Below are 20,214 nucleotides of genomic sequence, written 5' to 3'. Positions count from 1 at the left end.
CTCCTCTGCCGCTTGGCTCCCGGATGAAAGACGATCTATTGTCCAGTTTAGCACATTTTGTCATCGCCGCGGACAGGGAAAGGCCGACCTGCCAGCAGATCGGCCTGAATAACGATATGGTCGGCGAGGGACGTTCCGCAATCGCCCTACGGTTACCGGACGGAGACGGAAGACGGCCAGGCAAGCTCGACGCCGAGCTTCGCGAGCGCGCTTTGGAAGTCGGCCAGCAGCGCCGGATCGTTTTTGACGGCGCGCGGCGAGTGGCCGCGTTCCAGACAAAAGGCTGCCAAGGCGCCGGATGCCTCGCCGATGTTCCACTCCACCGGATGGAGCCGGTAGCAGCCGTTCGTAATATGGGTCGTGCCGATATTTTTGCAGGCGGGAAGCAGGTTGTCGACCCGGATGGGAATCAGGCTGCCCAGCGGAATTTGGAACGGCAGTGCGGCCAAATGGATATAATGGCGGTTTCCGGTGCTCGGATGCAGATCGAGCCCGTAATGCCCGATGCCGACGGAGTCTTCGAACGCGGCGGCTCGCCCGTCCGGTCGGTCCTGCGGGTTCACGTGCTGCTCCAAAATCGTAAACTCCGCCTTGATTCTTCTCGACTCGCGGATATAGGGATAAAGCGCCAGGCCGTCGTCCGTGCCGAAAACGTCCCGACGCAGGCGAAAGCCGGGATAGCCGGTCTTGCCGTCCGGCCGCGGAGCATCCGTTTGCAGCCAGTACAGCAGCGAGAGGCTCAGCTCTTTGGCCCGTCGGAGATTGCGGGATTTCTCCGCTTCGTCCACGTCGATGATCGACCCAAGGAAATAATCGTTCTGCGGCCAATTGACGACGGTCATGTCGCCGTCAAACGTGCCGGGGGCAAAAAGGGTCTTATCCGCCAGACGCCGATAGGACACGAGCGAGAAGCCTTCCCAGAACGTTAGTCCTTGCCCTCCGGGAAACAGATCGTAGCGTACATGCTCAAGGGTCGAAGGGCGGACGCCGGAGAAGCTTAAAAAGAAATCGGGCCAAAAGTCGGGCCGGAACGAACGCCAAAACTCGTAATCGTTCGGCTTGTCGATCGTGAAGTCGCCGCCTTCGATATGATCGACGACCAGACAATGCGTGATCGCCTGCATGTCCTGCGGATCGGCAGGTCCTTCGAGCGCATGACGCTCGCCGGTTTCATTCCGGGATTCCGCTCCCGTCACATATTCGGTGCCGGTCAGCGGCAGCAGCTCGCCGCAGTCGGTGGCGTCCAGAAAATAAGGGGCGGAGGCGACCGTAACCGTTCCCGTCACGACATTCCTAACCGTAATCGAGCGGATACGATCCCCATCCATCTCGGCGGATTCGGGCACGCATCTGGTCAGGATTACAAGTTTACCGCTTAGCGTGTAAGGAGCGAGCATTTCCTGCAGAACCGCCAGCGCGACTCGCGGGTCGTGGCTGACGCGGCTGACTTTGGCGTTTCCCGGATTCAGGTTGGAGGTTGCGGCGGCCTCCGGTGTTAGCGGCAGGTTGCGGCGGTAATACGCTCTCACTCCGTCCCGGAACTGGCGATAGCTGCCGGTGCAGCCGTATTGTTCGATCTTCCAGTGCTCGTCCGGCGGTACCGCCTGACTTGTGAGCTGGCCTCCGATCCATTCCGTTTCTTCCGTCAAAATGACCGTTTTGCCGAGACGTGCGGCGGCCAGCGCAGCGGCGCAGCCTCCGAGGCTTCCTCCGATGATGACGACGTCGGCCTTTTTTTCGCGTACCATATTCATTCCTCCGTGTAGGTGTGAAGTCGTTGCCTTTTACATCGTAGCTTGGAACGTAAGCGGGCAGAAGATTAGGCTGATGACCTTTAGTAGTATTTTAATGACCTCGTGTCGGTCCGGTTTCACGATCCGGCCAAAACGGCGATAATGGGTAACGAAAATACTATGCGAGGTCATAAGGATTCCTTGTTGATGAAAAATACGGTCCGCTATAATCAAAGCACGAACGGAAGAAAACGCTGTCATACTCGAGCGAAGAACCGGTCTACGATCTACTCAGGGAGGGGCAAATCGAAAATGAAATGGAACAAGAGATGGCTGGGGGCGGCATCTATGATGGCGGTGGTACTGCTGGCGGCCTGCGGCAAGGAAGACGGTGGCGCCGCGGCCAAGCCGGACGGCAAGCCGCAAACGCCGGCGGAAGGCAAAGCCGCGGAGCCGGTTGATCCGAACAAGCAGGTGGAGCTTACGGTGTACTCGATGCTGAGCGGCAATTACGAAGGGTTTATGACTTCGGAGGGGCAGTATATCCAGCGGAAATATCCGAACTTCAAGTTCAAGTTTATCGCTCCTGGAACGGGGACGTCCCTGAAGGACGTCGTAACGGCGAAGACGCCCATCGATATTATTATTTCGACACCGGATGTACAGCCGATTATCGACGTAGGGCTGGATTCGGACATTATGGATTTGGTGAAAAAGTACAACTACAACCTGAACCGGTTTATTCCGGAGACGATCGACTCCATGAAACGGATTACCGGAGGCAAGCTGTTCGGACTGCCGGGAAGAGTAAGCTCCTATACGCTCTATTACAACAAAGATTTGTTCGACAAGTTCGGCGTCCCTTACTTGAACGACAAGATGACTTGGGAACAAATTTACGACACGGCGCGAAAGCTGACCCGGGTCGAAGGCGGCGTCCAGTATTACGGCTTCGCCGGCGACATTATCGCCATGCTGGATATGAACGAGAAAGCGCCGCAATATGTCGATCCGAAAACGGTGCAGGCGACGCTGTCGAACGATTACTGGAAGCGGGTATTCGACCGGCTCCTTCCGCTGTATACGTTGGTCCCGAATAACGCCGAGTCTGCGAAGCTGACGAATCTGACGCAATCGCGCACGATGTTCTCGAAGGATAAGACGGTGGCGATCGCAATCGGCGTGAACGATGCCGGAATCAGGGCGGTCAGCGAGAAATGGGACATGAATTGGGATTTATCGCCGTTTCCCGCCTTCCAAAGCAATCCGAAGGAAGGGCCGCAGCCGAGCGTAAGGTATTACTTGATTTCCTCGACAAGCAAAAACAGGGACGAAGCGTTCGCGGCGATCACGCAATTTGTCTCCGACGACATTCAGCGCGAGCTGGTGACGACGGGTGTAACTCCGCCGCTGCAAAATGTGGATTACATCAGCCAGCTTGGCAGCGCGATCCCGGAGTTGAAGGGCAAAAACGTGAAGGCTCTTGTGCCGCCTCACTACGGCGAGATGAATTTGAAGGATCAATATTATATCGCGACAAGGGCGGCGCTAATTAGCGCGTTCGATAAAACGGTGGCCGGTCAAACGGACGTCAATACGGCGCTGCGGGAAGCGGAGGAAGCCGCCAACAAGCAAATTGCCCAATTGAAAAGCAAATAAGGCAAGCACAAGCGAAGCTATTATGAACCGGAGGGGTGAACGAAATGAAGCCGGGTCGTGTCCGCAGCCTCGTTTGGCTGCTCTTTCTGATGCTGCTCTTGCAAGCCGTCACTTTCCAGGGGCTGTACGCCTTGGAGGGGGGAGACGATGAGTACCCGCGCGTCGATATGCAGGATGATCGCTATGGAGTCGTTACGTACAACGCTTACGGCCCGATTGCGACGGATGGCATTCTGAACGAGCCTGTTTGGGGACAAGCGTTGCCCTTGCTAGGATTTCGAACGTTTTTCAATCATCTCGAGACTGAACACGATACGGTTGTCAAAGTCGTTTACGACCCGAACCGGCTGTACGTTTCGCTGGAAAGCTCTACGGGGTACGACGTGCCGCCGCCGGCGGAGCGATTGTTTATCGTTCTTGGCAACGGCACAGACGATCTCACTTTCTATACGATTCCGGTCAATGTTACGACGGACTCGCACCCGGTGTCGATCAGCTTCAACAACTGGACGGGGCAGGACCCCGAAGACAGCGAGCAGAAGTTCGTCAATCTGGTGCTGAACAAACAGGTTACGCCTGTCGTTAACAAGCGGCCGGACGGGAGCTGGACGGCAGAAGTCGCCATACCGTGGAGTGCGATCGGAGGAGCTCGGCTAACACCGGCCTCGGAACTGAAGCTTAACGTCGTTCGCTACTATGGCCCGGATTCCCCTTATCCGGCCAGCTCCTGGGTTCCGGTTCGGACTTCGACTGTGATCGACGATGACCGGAACCGGGCGTTCGACCAAAGAGCGTTTACGCTGCACGCTGGGGTTACGAACGAAAACCGCCTCGGCACGCTGTATATCGCCAACCCGCCGTCCATTTCCGCAGGCGGCCCAGCCGAAACATGGCGGCCGCAAAATGCGCGACTGCTGTTCAAAAGCTTCGGCGAGAAAGTGTTAGCATTCAAAAAATCGAGCTATCCGCAGTTGAAGCATGCCGATATGCGGCTTATCTGGAACTCGCCGTCCGGCGAGCGGACGATTGTAAACGATGCCGCTCTGACCAAGCATGGCAGCGATTACCTGCTCAGCTTCTCGCATCCGGCGCCGCTGGAAGACGGACTGTACCGGCTGGAGCTGTTCGCGGGGAGCTACGGGAATGAGCCGGGGAAGCTGGCGGTGTTTACCTTCGATCGGTATAGCCTGATCGAGGCGGGCGAGAAGCTATACCGTGTTCCGCCTTCCCAAACGGCGGTAACCGCCGTCACGTATACGCCGCCCAGCGCAGAGGTGCAGCTGCTGATGCAGCTTATCCCCGACCGGGTCGGATTTTTCGCGACAGGCGTTCCGCACAACACGCAGCTCGGATTCCGGTCCGCCAACTATACCTGGAGCATAGCCAAGCCGTGGAGCATTACGTCTGCGGATACGCTGAAGCTCGATTATCCGAACAACACATATCCGGAAACGCATAAGCTGACCGTTATGAACCAAAAAGGCGAGCAGGTCGACTATCCTTATTACGAGGACAGCTCGGGCAAGCGCTACTTCTTGTCGGCCCATCTGTGGCATCAGCAGCGGCAGTATGCGGTGAAGCGGACGAAGGAGCTGGCGGCGACCGATCCGCTCGGAGCTGCGCGCCTCTTATACCGGTTCAGCCAGGCGTACGAAGGCTGGGTAAGAATCAACGATTCGGTATGGATCCAATACCCGATGGACGGTTCGGCGGCGCCTCCGTACAACTACTATGGCGGCGTATGGGAGCGTTGGACTTCGCAGGAGCTTGTGGCGCTGCGCCCGCTGGCCGACGCTTTCGCCGAAGTCGATAAAACCGACGCCTTCGAGCTGCTCAGCGCCGAAGCGGGAGAAGACGTTCGGAACCGAATCGTCGACCGAATGCTCGTCCCGTCCATAGAAGCTATCGGCACCTACCCGGTGCTGAACCATAACGTCGAATATTCCAACTGGATCGGCCTCATTCAGCTTGGCAAAGCGCTCAAGGAACCGCGTTACGTTCATGAAGCGGTCAAACGGATGGACGAGTTTGCCAAAAGCGGCTTTTTGTTCGACGGATTCTGGAAAGAAATTACGCTTTCGTACCATTCCCAGACGAGCAACGGGGTTCGAGGTACGGCGAGTTATGCGGCCGGATGGACGGATCCGGCGGACTACGTATCTTCCATTACGGGGCAGCGCTTCGATTCGTTCGATCCTGCGGTCAAGCTGCCGCAGATCGGTTCCTTGCTGAACGTGCCGAATTTGCTTGCTTATCCGGACGGCAGCTATTACCCGATCAACGATACGTGGGCGTTTCAGAAGGCCGCGGCGCCGCAGAACGATGCGTCGCTGCTCATGCCGGCGGCGGGTATCGCCAAGCTCGTGCGCGGTCAGGGGGCCGGTCAATCGCAGCTGTATATGACGTTCTCGCCGAAATACGGGCACGATCATAAAGATCCGCTCAACCTGTCGCTGTATGGAGAAGGTCAGGAGCTTTTGCCCGATATCGGATATACGCATACGTTTTACCGGCAATGGACGCTTTCCACATTAGGCCATAACACGGTCGTCGTGGACGGCAAGGACGCCACGATCCAAGGGGCCTCCGCCAAACCGGGCGGCAAGCTGACGGCGTTAAATCTGTTCTCGGGGGCGGGGGACGTGCAGGCGATGCAGGCGCATCAGGAGAACGCCTACCCGGGCGTAACGGAATACAGCCGGGAGCCGTGGTTTATCGGCTTTAACGGCGCGTCCGGCGGAGCGGGTTATGTCGTCGACCTGTTCCGCGTGGCCGGAGGGGGCAAGCACGAATATACGCTGAACGGCGACGCGAATCGCGATGCGGTTTTGACGGCGAATGTGCCGCTCGCGGATTACGGGCCTTATCTGGTTACCGGCAGTCCCGCGATCATACAGCCGGCGCAGGAAACCGATACGGGCGGAACGAGCGACAATCAATACTACGGCTACATTTACGTGAAGGACGTTCGCGAGGCGCAAGTGCCGGATGGTACTTACGAACTGACGATGACGACAAAAAGCGGCGCCGCCGATAAGTCGAACCTGCACATTTACGGTTTTGCCGGCAGCGGCAACAACCGGCTGTTCATCGGCAAATCGCCGTCGCTGAGGTCGACGCGCGTAAACGGATTGAACTCCGATACGAATACGGAGGCCGTCAAATACGACCTGCCCAAGTTCGTTCTGCGCAAGGAAGGAACCGATCTGCGCAGCCAGTTCATCCACGTGATGGAACCGTACGCAGCCGGTGCGAACGTGCGGATCGACAGCGTGGAGGTGCTCCTCTCGGACGAAACGACGGGGGATGCGGTCATTGCCGTCTCTTACGGCAATACGACGGACTTTATCCTCAGCTCTCCGAATAACGGCGGACTGCCGCTTACGGTGGGAGACATGACCCTGATCGGCAAAATGGGGTTCATCCGTACAGAAAATGGCGCGGTGACCAAAATGTACGCTGCGGGAGGCTCTTTACTGCAAAAGGGAATCGTGCAATTGACCGGCGCCGGAACGGTTTCCGGCGATATTTCGAAAGTAACGCGCGGGCAAGTACCCGGCGAAACGGATGCGTTCGTCACAACTGCGATTGTCCCGGCATCTGCTGTCGGACGTTATGTGTTCGTCACTCATCCCGATCAGACCGCTCACGCTTATCGCATAACAGGCATTACTCGCGATGAAGCGCAAGGCGTCACGACGATCGCGATCGATTCGGACCCCGGCTTTGCCTATATGAGCGACGAGACCGGACCCGCTCGGCCATCGCAGATGCTCTACTATCCGGCGACAAAATGGAAAGGAACGCATACGTTCCGGATCGATCTTATCGCACAATTGTAAGTGGCTTATGCTGGGCCGGGAGCTCTCCGTAGTCGGGGAGCTTCCGGTGTTTTTTTTATCGCTTATAGTCATTACCTATCTCTCTTATAGAAATTATATCTTGGAGCAATGAATAAAGCCGTGGTATGATCATTACAAAGATCGGAGAGGTGAATCCTATGGCAAACAAAACGATGTTCGAAAAAATTTGGGACAACCACGTCATTTATCAAGAGTCGGGCAAGCCGAGCATTATTTATATCGACCTTCACCTGGTGCACGAGGTAACCTCGCCGCAGGCGTTCGAAGGTTTGCGCTTGTCGAACCGCAAAGTACGCCGTCCGGACCTTACGTTCGCTACGATGGACCATAACGTGCCGACGAAGGACCGGTTTAATATCAAGGACCCGATTTCCAAGCAGCAGATCGATACGCTGTCGCAAAACTGCGCCGATTTCGGCGTTATGCTGTTTGACCTGAACCACGTCGATCAAGGCGTCGTACACGTTATGGGGCCGGAAGTCGGTCTGACTCATCCGGGCAAAACGATCGTTTGCGGCGACAGCCATACGTCGACGCACGGCGCTTTCGGCGCGCTGGCCTTCGGTATCGGCACGAGCGAAGTCGAGCACGTGCTCGCCACCCAATGCTTGCAGCAGTCGAAGCCGAAAACGATGGAAGTGCGCGTCGTCGGCAACCTGAAAACCGGCATTACGGCGAAAGACCTTATTCTCGGCATTATCGCCAAATACGGCACCGACTTTGCAACCGGCTACGTTATCGAGTATACGGGCGAAGCGATCCGCAGCCTGACGATGGAAGAGCGGATGACCGTCTGCAACATGTCCATTGAAGCCGGCGCAAGAGCGGGGATGATCGCTCCCGACGAAACGACGTTCGACTATTTGCGCGGCCGCGATTACGTGCCGCAAGGCGAAGCGTATGATCGCGCTGTTGAAGAGTGGAAGAAGCTTGTAACGGACGAAGGCGCCGAGTACGATACCGTCGTCGAGTTTGACGCCGAATCGCTCATTCCGCAAGTAACGTGGGGCACGAGCCCGGGCATGGGCACCGACGTTACGGCAAAGGTGCCGAATCCGGCAGACTTTACGACCGAGAACGAACGCAAGGCCGCCGAAAAGGCGATTGAATATATGGGACTTACTCCGGGAACGCCGATGACCGAACTGCAAGTCGACCGCGTCTTTATCGGTTCCTGCACGAACGGCCGCATCGAGGATTTGCGCGCTGCCGCCCAGGTGGCCAAAGGCTACAAGGTTGCTTCCAACGTGAACGCGATCGTCGTTCCGGGCTCCGGACGCGTCAAGCTGCAGGCGGAGAAGGAAGGACTCGACAAAATTTTCAGCGAAGCGGGCTTCGAATGGCGTGATGCCGGCTGCAGCATGTGTCTGGCCATGAACCCGGACGTGCTTAGCCCGGGCGAGCGCTGCGCCTCTACGTCGAACCGTAACTTCGAAGGTCGTCAAGGACGCGGCGGACGGACTCACCTCGTTTCTCCGGCGATGGCTGCCGCAGCGGCGATTGCAGGACGTTTCGTCGATGTGCGCGACTGGACGTTCAAGGTCGAAGCAGGCGTTTAAACCGGAATAGAGGAAAAGGAGAGGGTAACAAGTGGAAGCATTTAAAAAACATACCGGTCTTGTCGGACCTGTGGACCGGGTTAACGTAGATACGGACGCGATTATTCCGAAACAGTTTTTGAAGCGGATCGAACGTACGGGCTTCGGGCAATTTTTGTTCTTCGAATGGAGATTCGACGAGCAGGGCAACGTCAATCCTAACTTCGATCTGAACAAGCAGCGCTATCAAGGCGCTTCCGTCCTGATTTCGCGCGCCAACTTCGGCTGCGGCTCGTCCCGCGAGCACGCGCCTTGGGCGATTATGGATTACGGCTTCAATGTCGTAATCGCACCTTCGTTCGCCGACATTTTTTATAACAACTGCTTTAAAAACGGCATCCTGCCGATCAAGCTGAGCGAGGAGCAGGTGGAAGATCTGTTCCAGCGCACGGCTGCGAACGAAGGCTACAAGCTGACCGTCGATCTGGAAAGCAAAACGATTACCGACGACAAAGGTCTCTCCATCGCTTTCGATCTGGATGAGCACCGCCGCCAGTTTTTGCTGCTCGGTCTTGACGACATCGGACTTACGCTTCAGCATGAAGATTTGATCTCCGCTTATGAGGCCAAGCGGGCCGCTCACTAAGAGCAGACGCCGCCTTCCGAATCGTTATCGGTTTAGAAAACCCCGGGCAACGCGAACGGTAAGCCTAGAGCCTGCCGCCCCAGCCCGGGGTTATTTGCGTTCCAAGAGTTTCCTGAGCTACATAAATACATAAAGCTTCCATAATAGCAGGAAATGATAGTTTGCCGAGAGAAACGGAGCTTGAACGACATATCCGACACGGACATGCTGTTATTGCGCCAATGTTCGACTTTTTGTCAATTGGATCAGCTTTTTCGTAAATTTTCCGCAACTTTTGGTGGATAACCGGCGTCTAATCGTATGTCTGATGTTGGCAAAAGTATGCAAATCTCTGTCCCAATCTCGCGAAAGTTGATAGATTGGGAGGAGAAGTGGGGATTTTTGCCAAAACGGCTCTCCAATACGAAACGAAGCATATGAGGTGTGCGATGAAGTACGTAAAATTTTTGCTCCCTGTCCTATTGGTCGCCTTGATGCTGCTGGTGCCTGGCCAAGCCTTTGCTGCGGAAGGCGAAATTCAGCTTTATTTGAACGACAAAAAGCTGAAGCCGGAAGTGGCTCCCCGGATCGTAAACGAGGGAACGACCATCGTCCCGCTGCGGATCATTTCCGAAGAGTTGGAAGCGAAAGTAACCTGGTTCGACAAGGAACGGAAGGTGAAGATCGAGCGGGAAAAGACGACGATCGAGATGAAAATCGACGATCCGATCGCCTATGTAAACGGCAAAAGCTTGCCGAAGCTGGACGCAGCTCCTACGATCATCGAGGACAACACGCTCGTTCCGATCCGTTTTATAGCGGAGCAGTTCGGCCTTAAGGTAGGCTGGGACGGGTCGACGCAATCGGTGCTGCTCTACAAAATGGCTCAAGAATCGGCAACTTCGGACGATAACGGCGGACAAGCCCAGAATGGAAAAGACGGATCGTCCTCGACCGGAAATTCGAACAACGGCACTTCGAACAGCGGAACCGTCAATAACGGAACGACTGACAAAGGTACGACGAATACCGGCAGTACGAATAATGGAAGTACGAATAACGGAACGTCTAGTAACGGAACAACGAATAACAATGGAACAACGAATAACAATGGAACTACTGGCAACGGTACAGCGAATAACGGAAATACGAATAGCGGTACAAGCAGCGGAAGTGCATCAAACGGAGCGTCTTCCGGCAGCGGAAAGCCCGACAGCGGCACCAAAGATCCGGGCGGAAACCCAGTGCAACCGGGAGGTTCGGCGCAGCCAAACGGTAACGGGAGCACTTCTGGCGACAAATTGCTGCCGACGCTCTTGAAGCTGGAGTTGTCCGGCGAATCGATCGTTTTTCAGACAACGGGAGATGTCGTTCCGAAAACATCGGTGCTGAACAATCCTTACCGGATCGTGATCGACTTGCCCGGTATGGCACTTGGTTCTTTTGCCAAACCCGGCAATCCCGGGCAAGGCTCCGAAATCGCGGTTCAGCATCCGAAGGTGGACAAAATCCGCTACGCGCTTTTTAACGATAATCCGTCCACGGTACGTATTGTGCTCGATATGAAACAAAAATCCGGTTACCAATTAACGGAAACAAAGGTCTCCAAGCAATGGACGATTTCCCTTGTAGACAAGCAGTTTACGGTCGTCATCGATGCCGGACACGGCGGCTCGGACCCAGGGGCTTCTTCTTTATCGTCGCGCAAAGAGAAGGATTTTACGCTTCCGGTGGCGAATAAAGTGTACAAGTTGCTGCAGCAGGAAACGTCCATCCGCACGCTGATGACCCGAACGGACGATACTTATCCGACCCTTGACGAACGCGTCGAGCTGGCTAACGGGCAAAATGCGGACTTATTCGTTTCGATACACGGCAACTCGTTTAAAGAGAAACCAACGGTCAGCGGTACGGAAACGTACTACAACCGGGCCGACAGTCTTTCCTTTGCGAACACGATGCACAAATGGATTCTCGAGGCGACAGCTTTCCCGGATCGGAGCGTACGCCAGGCGGACTTAAAAGTGACTAGGGAAACAACGATGCCGGCGATTTTGCTGGAGATCGGCTATTTAAGCAACGCAGGCGACGAAGCGCGCATGTATTCCGATTCATTCCAGGATAAATTGGCGGTTGCAATCGTAAACGGAATCAAGGAGCAATTGCAGATTGCGGATAGTCCGGCTTCGGTCAAAAACGCAGCAGCGGGCTCCGAGGACAAGTCTTCGCAGCAGGCGAAAGCTGCCGGTGCGGGCGCCGTCAAAACCGCTTCCGAATCAGGCGACAAATCGGTAGAGCAGCAAACGGCAAGTAAGCCGAAAGAGGAGACGGCAGCGGACAAGACGTTGCAGCCAGCCAAATAATTGGTTTTGCTAGCCGCGTCAACAGCCGGGGCAGCCGTTCGTTTGGCCGCATTAGGATACGCGCCGCTTTTTGTTTTGAACCAAGATAGGAGTGATTTCGATGAAGCGAGAGTTCGGTTACAAGCATATACTTCTCGGTGTGACGCTCGCCCTTGCGGTGACCGGCTGCGCAAACGCCAAAACTACTCCGCCCCCGGCAACAACCGGCACGGGTACCGGAACGAATGTGGAAACCCCGTCCGCTAAGCCGCTGACGCTCAAAACCTATTATGCCGATGACAATCTGGACAAGCTCATCGAGCGGCAAACGTCGGTTACAGTCCAGAACGACTCGGATAAATACGCGGCTGCGCTAAATGCGCTCAAAACACCGCCGGAGACGGCGCTGTCGTCGCTCAGCAAAGGAATCACATACCGTTCGGTCAAATTTGACAAAGGCAATGTGACGATTGATCTTACGATCGCTGATACCGGCCGATTGGGAGCACCCGGGGAAGATTTGCTCCTGCAATCGATCCGTAAAGTTTTGTTTCAGTTCAGCGAGGTTCAATCGATCGAAGTGCTCGTAGACGGCAAGAAGATTGAAAGCTTGATGGGACATGTGAGCCTCCCGCATCCGATCAAACGGAATTGACGCTCGGAGACGTGTGGACACTTAAGCGACAACAGACAGGAATCAGCGGAGGAGAAACGGTATGAAGAGCAAAATGAAAAAAACATTAAAGCTGGCCGCAGCTTACTCTATAGTCTCAACGATGGTGCTGGCTGCTCCTGCTTACGCGGCGGAAACGACCGGAGGAACAAGCAGTACCTCCGGCAATACATCCAGTTCCAGTTCATCCCAATCTGCATCGAACATTCGCGTAAGCTTCCCGGACGTTCCGTCATCGCACTGGGCGAGCAAGCATATTACGCGGCTGGCTGTCGAAGGAGTCGTAGAAGGGAACGAACTTGGGAGGTACAGCCCGGAGCAGGCAGTAAGCCAGCAGGACGTTATTATTATGGCGATCCGGATGATGGGTCTCGAGAGCGCGGCGCTGCAAAGCAAATCGAACGTCGCGCTGCCATTTGGCGAGGATGACGTGCGCAAGGATGCGCGCCCTTACGTCGCTTATGCAATCGACCAAGGTTTGATTGATTTGCAGGAAGAATATACGGCCGGGAAAAAATGGGGGACGAAGGAAGCGCCGCGGGAATGGGTGGCGAAAGTTGTCATCCGCGCGATCGGCAAAAAGCAGGAGGCGCTGGCCAAAGCGGGAACCGCGACGGCGTTCGCGGACAATAACAAAATATCCTCGTCGCTTGTCGGATATGTGAATGCCGCTGTTGAACTGGGGCTCGTAAACGGTTTTGAAGACAATACGTTCCGTCCGGACGGCAGCGTCACGCGGGCACAGATGGCCACGTTCTGGAGCCGGGGCGAAAAATATTTGGTTAATCCGTCGAACCGGATTTTGACGGGCACGGTCATGGCGATTAATGGCAGCAAGCTGTCCATTCGGGACAAAAACGGGACGAACCGGGATGTACAGCTTAGCAGCAATGCTGTCTACTTTACATACAAGGATGATACAACAAGATTATCCGCCAGCGATATCAAGCTGTACAACGAAGTGTATGTGCTGCAAAATCAAGGCACTGCTTATTTCGTGGAAGTAACCAATGACGAAATTCCGATGAAAAGCATCGAAGGCACGCTCGTGAGCGTAAACGTGAACGACTTGACCGCTTCCATTCAGGTTGCCGGCAAATATTATACCTATGAGCTTGCCTCGAACGTATCGGTCCGCGACTTGAACGGGGCCGGCCTCAGCCTTGGCTCGCTAGTCGAAAATTCGGTCGTGGAGCTGAAAAAGCATGCCATGATTGAAGACGCCAAGGTGTCGCAAATTATCGTGAAAAAGGCGCCGGTCAACAAAACGGTAAACGGTGTGTTCCAATCGTTCGATCCTGCCACGATGACGGCGATTGTCAAGGATCGCGATACCGGAGCGCTGGAGACGTATACGAATATCGACAAAGCGATCTTTTCGCAGGGCGGCAAGTTTTTTGATCCGGCCAATCTGTTTGAAGGGGACATCGTGCGCGTTGTCGTCAAAAACGATAAAATTACCGGTATCGAAGTCGTTCAGCAGGTGGTCGAGAAACGCGACGCCGGCAAGCTGATCAGCATCAGCGAAGACAAAACGATCATTACGGTGCAGAAGGCAGGCGATGAGCTGGCCTCGTACCGGGTGTCGGAGAAGGCGCTCGTCGTGCTTGGGGACAATCAATTCGGCTCGGTGCGCGATCTGATGCCGGGCGACGAGATGAAGCTGGAAATCAATCAGAACAAGGTCGATAAAATTACGGTGACGAGCCGAACGATTGAAAATTTGACTTTGGCTACGATCGAAGATTTCAATTTGGAGAAAAAATATTTGATTTTGAAGGATGATCTGGGCAAGCTGAAAATTTATACGATCAGCGATACGACGGTGCTCAAGTTCGACGAAAACGCACTGCCGCTGGACACATTCAAAACGTATTTGGTCAAAGGCAAGCGAGTTAACGTCGTTGCCTCGCAAGATAAGTTGATTTCAGTGCAATTTGCAACTAAAATGGAAGGAACGGTTGTATCCGTCAGTGCGACAACCGGCGAGATTACGATCAAAACGGCAAACGGCGTCAATCAGACGTACAAAACGACAAGCAGCGTATTTGTGAACAAGTACAGTCAGTCGCTGGCCAAGCTGTCCGATCTGAGAGCAGGCGATTATATCCGCGGATTTTTCGATAGTTCGCAGGAAAATGTCATTTCTATCTCAGTCAGGGAAACTCACCTTGCGCATACGACTTCGATAGATTCGACGGGCAATTCGATTACGGTCCAGGATTTGACGGGCGGGGTTAAAACGTTTTCGCTATTTGCGTTGCCGGTTCATAAGAACGGTACAGCGGTCGGAATCGGCAGCATCCAGCTTGATGAGCCTGTGCTGCTTACGTCGATCGGCGGTTCGGTCGAAAGCGTTCAAGTGGTAGACGCGGTCCGCGGCAAGGTGTCTTCCGTGGATGCCGCCGCCGGCAAAATCGCATTGGTCGACTACTCGAACAACAGTCAGCTGGTCGAAGTCGGCAAAAACGTTACAGTCAAAAGTGGAGCGACCGTGCTTGCCTCCATCGCCGTTCTGAATCCGGAAGACCGGGTCGAGATCGTGAAGGATTCGAGCGGCAACGTTACCGTTCTCGTGATTGCTCCTGAAAAATGGTCGTACTTGTCGTTTGATTCGACAACCAAGGAAATTACGTTCATGCGCCGGACGATCGCCGACAAGCCGAACTACTTCCTGCACAATAAAGCTTATGTGCATCAAGGCACGCAGACGATAGCCCCGAACTCGTTCGTTTCGGGCGAAGAGTTGACGGTATATTTCTTGAATGGCAAAGTTCTGGAGATTGTGAAGCCGTAGTGTGTTGATTCCATAGTCAGCTTATTGTCGCCGGAGCAGGCGTAGCCTGCCCCGGCGACGTTTTTGCTGCGGGCCCTGTTATTATACCGATATGTTGACGCGGGTGGTGGGAGAGCATGACGACGAAGAGGACAAGACATATACTGGACACGATTGCCGGGATGTTCCCGGACGCGCATTGCGAGCTGAATCATGCGAATCCCTTCGAGCTGACGATCGCCGTTTTGTTATCGGCGCAGTGCACCGACGAAACCGTCAACAAGGTGACTGCCGACTTATTCCGCAAGTACAAGACGCCGGACGATTATTTGGCCGTTCCGCTCGAGGAACTGGAGCAGGACATTCGCCGGATCGGGCTGTTCCGCAATAAAGCGAAAAACATCCAAAGTCTGGCCCGGATGCTCCTTGACAAATATGACGGGCAGGTGCCCGAGAAGCATGAGCAGCTCGTGGAGCTGCCCGGTGTCGGCCGCAAAACGGCCAATGTAGTCGTCTCGAACGCGTTCGGCGTACCGGCGATTGCTGTCGATACGCATGTGGAGCGGGTTTCCAAACGGCTTGGCATGGCCGCCGAAGACGATTCGGTGCTTCAGGTGGAGCAGAAGCTGATGAAGCAGGTACCGAAGGACGAATGGACGCAAACCCATCACCGGCTTATCTTTTTCGGCAGGTACCACTGCAAGGCACAAAACCCGCAATGCCCCGTTTGTCCGCTGCTTGACAACTGCAAGGAAGGCAAACAACGTATGAAAACGCCCAAAAAGAGGAAATCTGTATAATGGAATAAGGAACCTCGGGCCAAACAGCCAATAATCAAAGGTGGGAATCAGCATGAAATGCATAGCTGTATATACGAACGACTTCGAAGTGTTTTCCGATATTTACGAGAAAGTGCTCAGCACGCCGCTGGCCGAGAATGAAGAAACCGAAGTGGAAGGCGTCACGATCAGCGAATCGGGAGACGTGCCGGATCATTACATCGAACGGATGCGGACGAAGCCGGATGTGGTTGTCATGAAGGTGAGAGAACAAAATATTACGATTTTGCAGCACGGAGAAGTATTCGAAATATTTATACCTGAAAATGAAAATGTGTTACACTAGAAACCGGAGAAATTCGGTTTTTTCTTTTGTCCGGGGAGGAGTCGGCTTCCGATTCGCGGTTCCCGGAATATACTGTGGATTATACTCATCTGTACAACTTGGGAGTTGGGGAGAGCTTGACCATGCATACGACACAAACCCGGGGGCCGGCAAATGCGGAGACGGCGATCGTCTCGGCGGGCCGACTGATGGCCGAGACCGGGGATCAGAGTCATGCGTCCAAATTGGCGCAACTGGCCGAGAAGGCTGCCGATCGGGTATTGAATATCGCTTTATGCGGACATTTCTCCGCGGGGAAATCAAGTTTGATCAATGCGCTCTGCGGTTATCCGCTGTTGCCGTCGAGCCCGATTCCGACGAGCGCCAACGTAGTGACGATTCGCAGCGGCTCCGCCGGCGCTACCGTCAAAAAGATGCAAGCTGGAGCCGGACAACCGGTATCCGCTGAGGTTCCGCTTGACCGTTTAGCCGAATATTGCAAAAATGGCGAAGAGATCGAATCGGTCAGCATTCGTTATCCGATACCACTGCTGGACAGCGGCGTCGCGCTGCTCGATACGCCTGGCATCGACTCGACCGACAACGCGCATATGATGGCGACCGAATCGGCGCTGCACATGGCCGACGTCGTCTTTTACGTCATGGATTACAATCATGTGCAGTCCGAGATCAACTTCGCCTTTACGAAGCGGCTGAAGGAGTGGGGCAAGCCGCTCTATTTGATCGTGAATATGATCGATAAACACCGGGAGCGGGAGCTGCCCTTTGCGGAATACCGGGAAAGCGTGCACCGTTCTTTTGAGAGCTGGCATATCGAACCGGACGGTATTTTGTTTACGTCGGTCAAGCAGCCGGAGCACCCGAACAATGAATGGGAGAAGCTGCTGCTGCTCATCGGCAAGCTGGCGGAAATGGCTGGACCGCTCGGGGAAAGCAGTCTGGACAAGTCGGTCGTTCACCTGATCGGCGAGCATGCGGCGTGGCTGTCCGACAGAAACGAGGAGGAAAAGGCTCGTTTGCGCCTGCGCATCGAGCAGGAGGGGGCCGATCTGCCGGAGCGGTACGAAGCGCTCGCGGCCCTTATCGAGCAGCGGAAGCGCGACGGCGATCGCTTGCGGGACGAATGGAGAGCCGAAGCAGCCAAGCTGCTGGACAATGCGAACATTACGCCGGCCACTACGAGGGATTTGGCCGACCACTATTTGCAAAGCCGGAAGCCCGGCTTCAAGGTCGGGCTGTTTTCCCGCGCGTCGGCAACAGCCAAAGAGGTGGCTAACAGACTCGGCGTATTTGCCGCCGACTACACGGAGAAGGTGGAAGCGAATATCGTCTGGCATCTTCGCGCCATGCTCTTGAAAGCGGCGGAAGCGGGAAGCGTGGAGACCGGCGCCGTTGACGAGGCGCTGACTTCAACACTGCGCGAAGTCAGCGAGGAATGGCTGGAAGGCCAGGTGTTGGCCGGAGCGGTCATTTCGAATGAATACACGCTCAACTATTCGAAGCAGATATCGGCCGAGACGAAAAGTTTGTTTCGCCGCGCCGCCTTCGATCTGATCGATACGATCGCCCGCGGCGTTTACGCTTTAGCCGACCGGGAAGTGGCGGAGCTGATCCGGGAGAAGGAGCGGCTTGAGGAGAGGCTGACCGCCTACCACGAGCTGCAAGCGATCGAGCAGGGGGAGAAGCGGCATGAGCAGGAGCTGCTTGCGCTGTATCCGTATCGCGGCCCGGACTTGACCGGCAAGCTGCCCGACCCGGACCGGTTTTCTATCGAGAAGGGGCAAACAGCCGCACCGGCCGAGGGGGGCGCCAAGTCCGAAGCCGAGAAGCGCTGGTCGCTCGCCATGGAGCGTCCGTCCGATGAAGCGGGAGGTGGCGCTGCTGCCAATGCGGGAAGCTTCCGCGCGACAATGGCCCGCACCGCCGCGAAGCTGAGCGACGCCTGCGAGCTGCTGTCGCCAATTCCGGCGATGCAGTCGATCGTCCACTCGATGAAGGATAAGGCGGATCGCTTGACTAACAGCCATTTTACGATCGCGCTGTTCGGCGCGTTCAGTGCCGGTAAATCGTCGCTGGCCAATGCGCTGATGGGGCAATCGGTGCTGCCGGTGTCCCCGAATCCGACGACGGCCGCGATCAACAAAATTATGCCTCCATCGGCCGAGTGGCCTCACGGCTCGGTCAAGGTAAAGATGAAATCGGCTGAAGCGATCGAGAGCGATGTGCTGTATTCACTGAATGTGCTCGGCGACCGTGCGCCCGATATCGGCTCCGCGCTCGGTCTAATCGAGAAGCTTTCGCCGGATCGCGTCGGGCCAAGCGGCAAGCCGCACTATACGTTTCTGAAAGCCGTTCTCAAGGGCTGGGGGGAAGCGAAGGAAGCGCTCGGCCGCGAGCTGCGCGTCGATCTCGAGATGTTCCGCGATTATGTTGCGGAGGAGAGCAAATCGTGCTTCGTCGAGTTTATCGAGCTGTATTACCTTTGCCCGTTAACCGAGCAAGGCATGATTCTGGTCGACACGCCGGGAGCGGATTCGATCAATGCCCGGCATACCGGGGTTGCCTTCAACTATATCAAAAATGCGGACGCTGTTCTGTTCGTCACCTATTACAATCACGCCTTCTCCCAGGCGGACCGAGAGTTTCTGCTGCAGCTCGGCCGCGTGAAGGACAGTTTCGAGCTGGACAAAATGTTTTTCCTCGTCAATGCGGCCGACCTGGCTGCCAGCCGCGAGGAGCTGGATGGCGTTGTCGGTCATGTCGTCGACAATTTGCTGCGCTTTAGTATCCGCAAGCCGCGTATTTACCCGGTTTCGAGCCTGATGGCGCTGGACGGGAAAGCGGCGCGTGACGAAGCGCTTACGGAAGCCAGCGGCATTGCCCGCTTCGAGCGCGACTTCGTCCAGTTCGCTGTAGGCGAGCTTGCCGGAATCGCCGTCCGATCCGCCGGTCAGGAGCTGGAACGTTCTGCGGCGCTGCTGAACAGCTGGATCAAGGGCTCGCAGGAGAGCGAAGAGCAGCGCAAGCGCAGCGTTTCGGCGGTGCGGGATGCACTGGAGCAGGCGCAGCGGCTGCTGGAGAATAAGGATACGGCGGCCGATGAGCGGGAAGCGGACAAAGAAATTCGCGAGCTGCTGTATTATGTCAAGCAGCGGCTTACGTACCGGTTCGGGGAGCTGTTCCAATACGCGTTCAACCCGGCCGCGCTGCGCGAGGACCTCGGTTCGATTCGCAGCTTGATGCGCGCCGCTTGGCTCGATTTGCTGCGGCTCATCTCGTACGACTTGTCGCAGGAGCTGTACGCGACAACACTGCGGATCGAGAACACGCTCAACCGTTTTGCTTCTGCTCGCTATGACGGCTTGCAAGGCCGAATCGGCGAGCTGCTGGACGGCTTCCAAGCGGGAAGCTACGAAAGCGAATCGTTCCGCACGCCGGCGGTTACCGAAACGCTGGAGCAGCCGGCCGACGACAAATGGCTTGCCGGCTTCTACAAGAACGGCAAGCAGTTTTTTGAAGGTCCGGGACGAAACCAGCTCAAGGACGCGATTGAGAAGGCGCTGACCCCGCCGATCGCCGAGTTTGTCGAGCAGCACTGCGTCCTGTTCGTTCAGGAGTATACGGCGCAGTATAAAGAGCGCATTGTTGACGTGCAGGTAAGACTGGGACGGCGCGTAGCCGAACATGCGGACGGCATGTTGGCCGCCCTCGAGATGAAGGTCGATCTAGGTCAACTGACAGCGACGCGCCAGCGGCTGCAAGTGCTGATGGATGCTTGAAATAAGCTTGAATAACCGGAAGGCGTTCTCTGCATCTTTGCGGAGAGCGCCTTTCTATTTTGCCCCATTCAAAAGTATTGACGGGGGACGTTGTCCCGCTA

At 55.6% G+C, this 20,214-nt stretch carries 11 protein-coding genes; 10 read left to right on the top strand and 1 reads right to left on the bottom strand.

All coding sequences use genetic code 11. The features are described 5' to 3' along the window. Nucleotides 1-152: 152 nt before the first annotated feature. Nucleotides 153-1,748 (bottom strand): FAD-dependent oxidoreductase, encoded by a 1,596-nt coding sequence (locus D7M11_RS28420; protein WP_120750656.1) that lies wholly within the window; start codon nucleotides 1,746-1,748, stop codon nucleotides 153-155. A 297-nt stretch (nucleotides 1,749-2,045) separates the two neighbouring features. Here D7M11_RS28420 and D7M11_RS28415 point away from each other — a divergent pair, with 297 nt between their 5' ends. From D7M11_RS28415 to D7M11_RS28370, 10 genes are all read left to right on the top strand, one after another. Continuing rightward, a complete protein-coding gene (locus D7M11_RS28415; RefSeq protein WP_158606878.1) occupies nucleotides 2,046-3,392 on the top strand; it encodes an ABC transporter substrate-binding protein in 1,347 nt (448 codons plus the stop codon). A 44-nt stretch (nucleotides 3,393-3,436) separates the two neighbouring features. Further along, complete coding sequence (locus D7M11_RS28410) at nucleotides 3,437-7,234, top strand: heparinase II/III domain-containing protein (RefSeq protein WP_120750654.1); 3,798 nt, start codon at nucleotides 3,437-3,439, stop codon at nucleotides 7,232-7,234. A gap of 158 nt (nucleotides 7,235-7,392) precedes the next feature. Further along, entirely contained in the window at nucleotides 7,393-8,814 is a 1,422-nt protein-coding gene (gene leuC / locus D7M11_RS28405) for a 3-isopropylmalate dehydratase large subunit (protein WP_120750653.1), read from the top strand. A gap of 31 nt (nucleotides 8,815-8,845) precedes the next feature. Then, nucleotides 8,846-9,439: a 3-isopropylmalate dehydratase small subunit gene (leuD, locus tag D7M11_RS28400; RefSeq protein WP_120750652.1), complete on the top strand. Its 594-nt coding sequence runs from the start codon at nucleotides 8,846-8,848 to the stop codon at nucleotides 9,437-9,439. Between the two features lie 428 nt (nucleotides 9,440-9,867). Beyond that, a complete protein-coding gene (locus tag D7M11_RS28395; protein ID WP_158606877.1) occupies nucleotides 9,868-11,781 on the top strand; it encodes an N-acetylmuramoyl-L-alanine amidase family protein in 1,914 nt (637 codons plus the stop codon). Nucleotides 11,782-11,881: 100 nt separating this feature from the next. Next, nucleotides 11,882-12,415 carry a GerMN domain-containing protein gene (locus tag D7M11_RS28390; protein ID WP_120750650.1) on the top strand — a complete coding sequence of 178 codons (534 nt, stop codon included), beginning with the start codon at nucleotides 11,882-11,884 and terminating at the stop codon, nucleotides 12,413-12,415. A gap of 61 nt (nucleotides 12,416-12,476) precedes the next feature. Then, nucleotides 12,477-15,230: an S-layer homology domain-containing protein gene (locus D7M11_RS28385; protein ID WP_120750649.1), complete on the top strand. Its 2,754-nt coding sequence runs from the start codon at nucleotides 12,477-12,479 to the stop codon at nucleotides 15,228-15,230. Between the two features lie 116 nt (nucleotides 15,231-15,346). Beyond that, entirely contained in the window at nucleotides 15,347-16,009 is a 663-nt protein-coding gene (gene nth, locus D7M11_RS28380) for an endonuclease III (protein WP_120750648.1), read from the top strand. 52 nt (nucleotides 16,010-16,061) lie between these two features. Next, nucleotides 16,062-16,334 carry an NAD/NADP transhydrogenase alpha subunit gene (locus D7M11_RS28375; RefSeq protein WP_120750647.1) on the top strand — a complete coding sequence of 91 codons (273 nt, stop codon included), beginning with the start codon at nucleotides 16,062-16,064 and terminating at the stop codon, nucleotides 16,332-16,334. Nucleotides 16,335-16,456: 122 nt separating this feature from the next. Continuing rightward, on the top strand, nucleotides 16,457-20,113 hold the full coding sequence (locus D7M11_RS28370) for a dynamin family protein (RefSeq protein WP_120750646.1): 3,657 nt from the start codon (nucleotides 16,457-16,459) through the stop codon (nucleotides 20,111-20,113). The last annotated feature ends 101 nt before the right edge of the window (nucleotides 20,114-20,214 follow it).

Origin of the sequence: Paenibacillus ginsengarvi, assembly GCF_003626695.1 — a bacterium.
Classification (GTDB): Bacteria; Bacillota; Bacilli; order Paenibacillales; family NBRC-103111; genus Paenibacillus_AB; species Paenibacillus_AB ginsengarvi.
The sequence above is the reverse complement of the archived record's forward strand: the minus strand, read 5'-3'. Positions and strand labels throughout refer to the sequence as shown.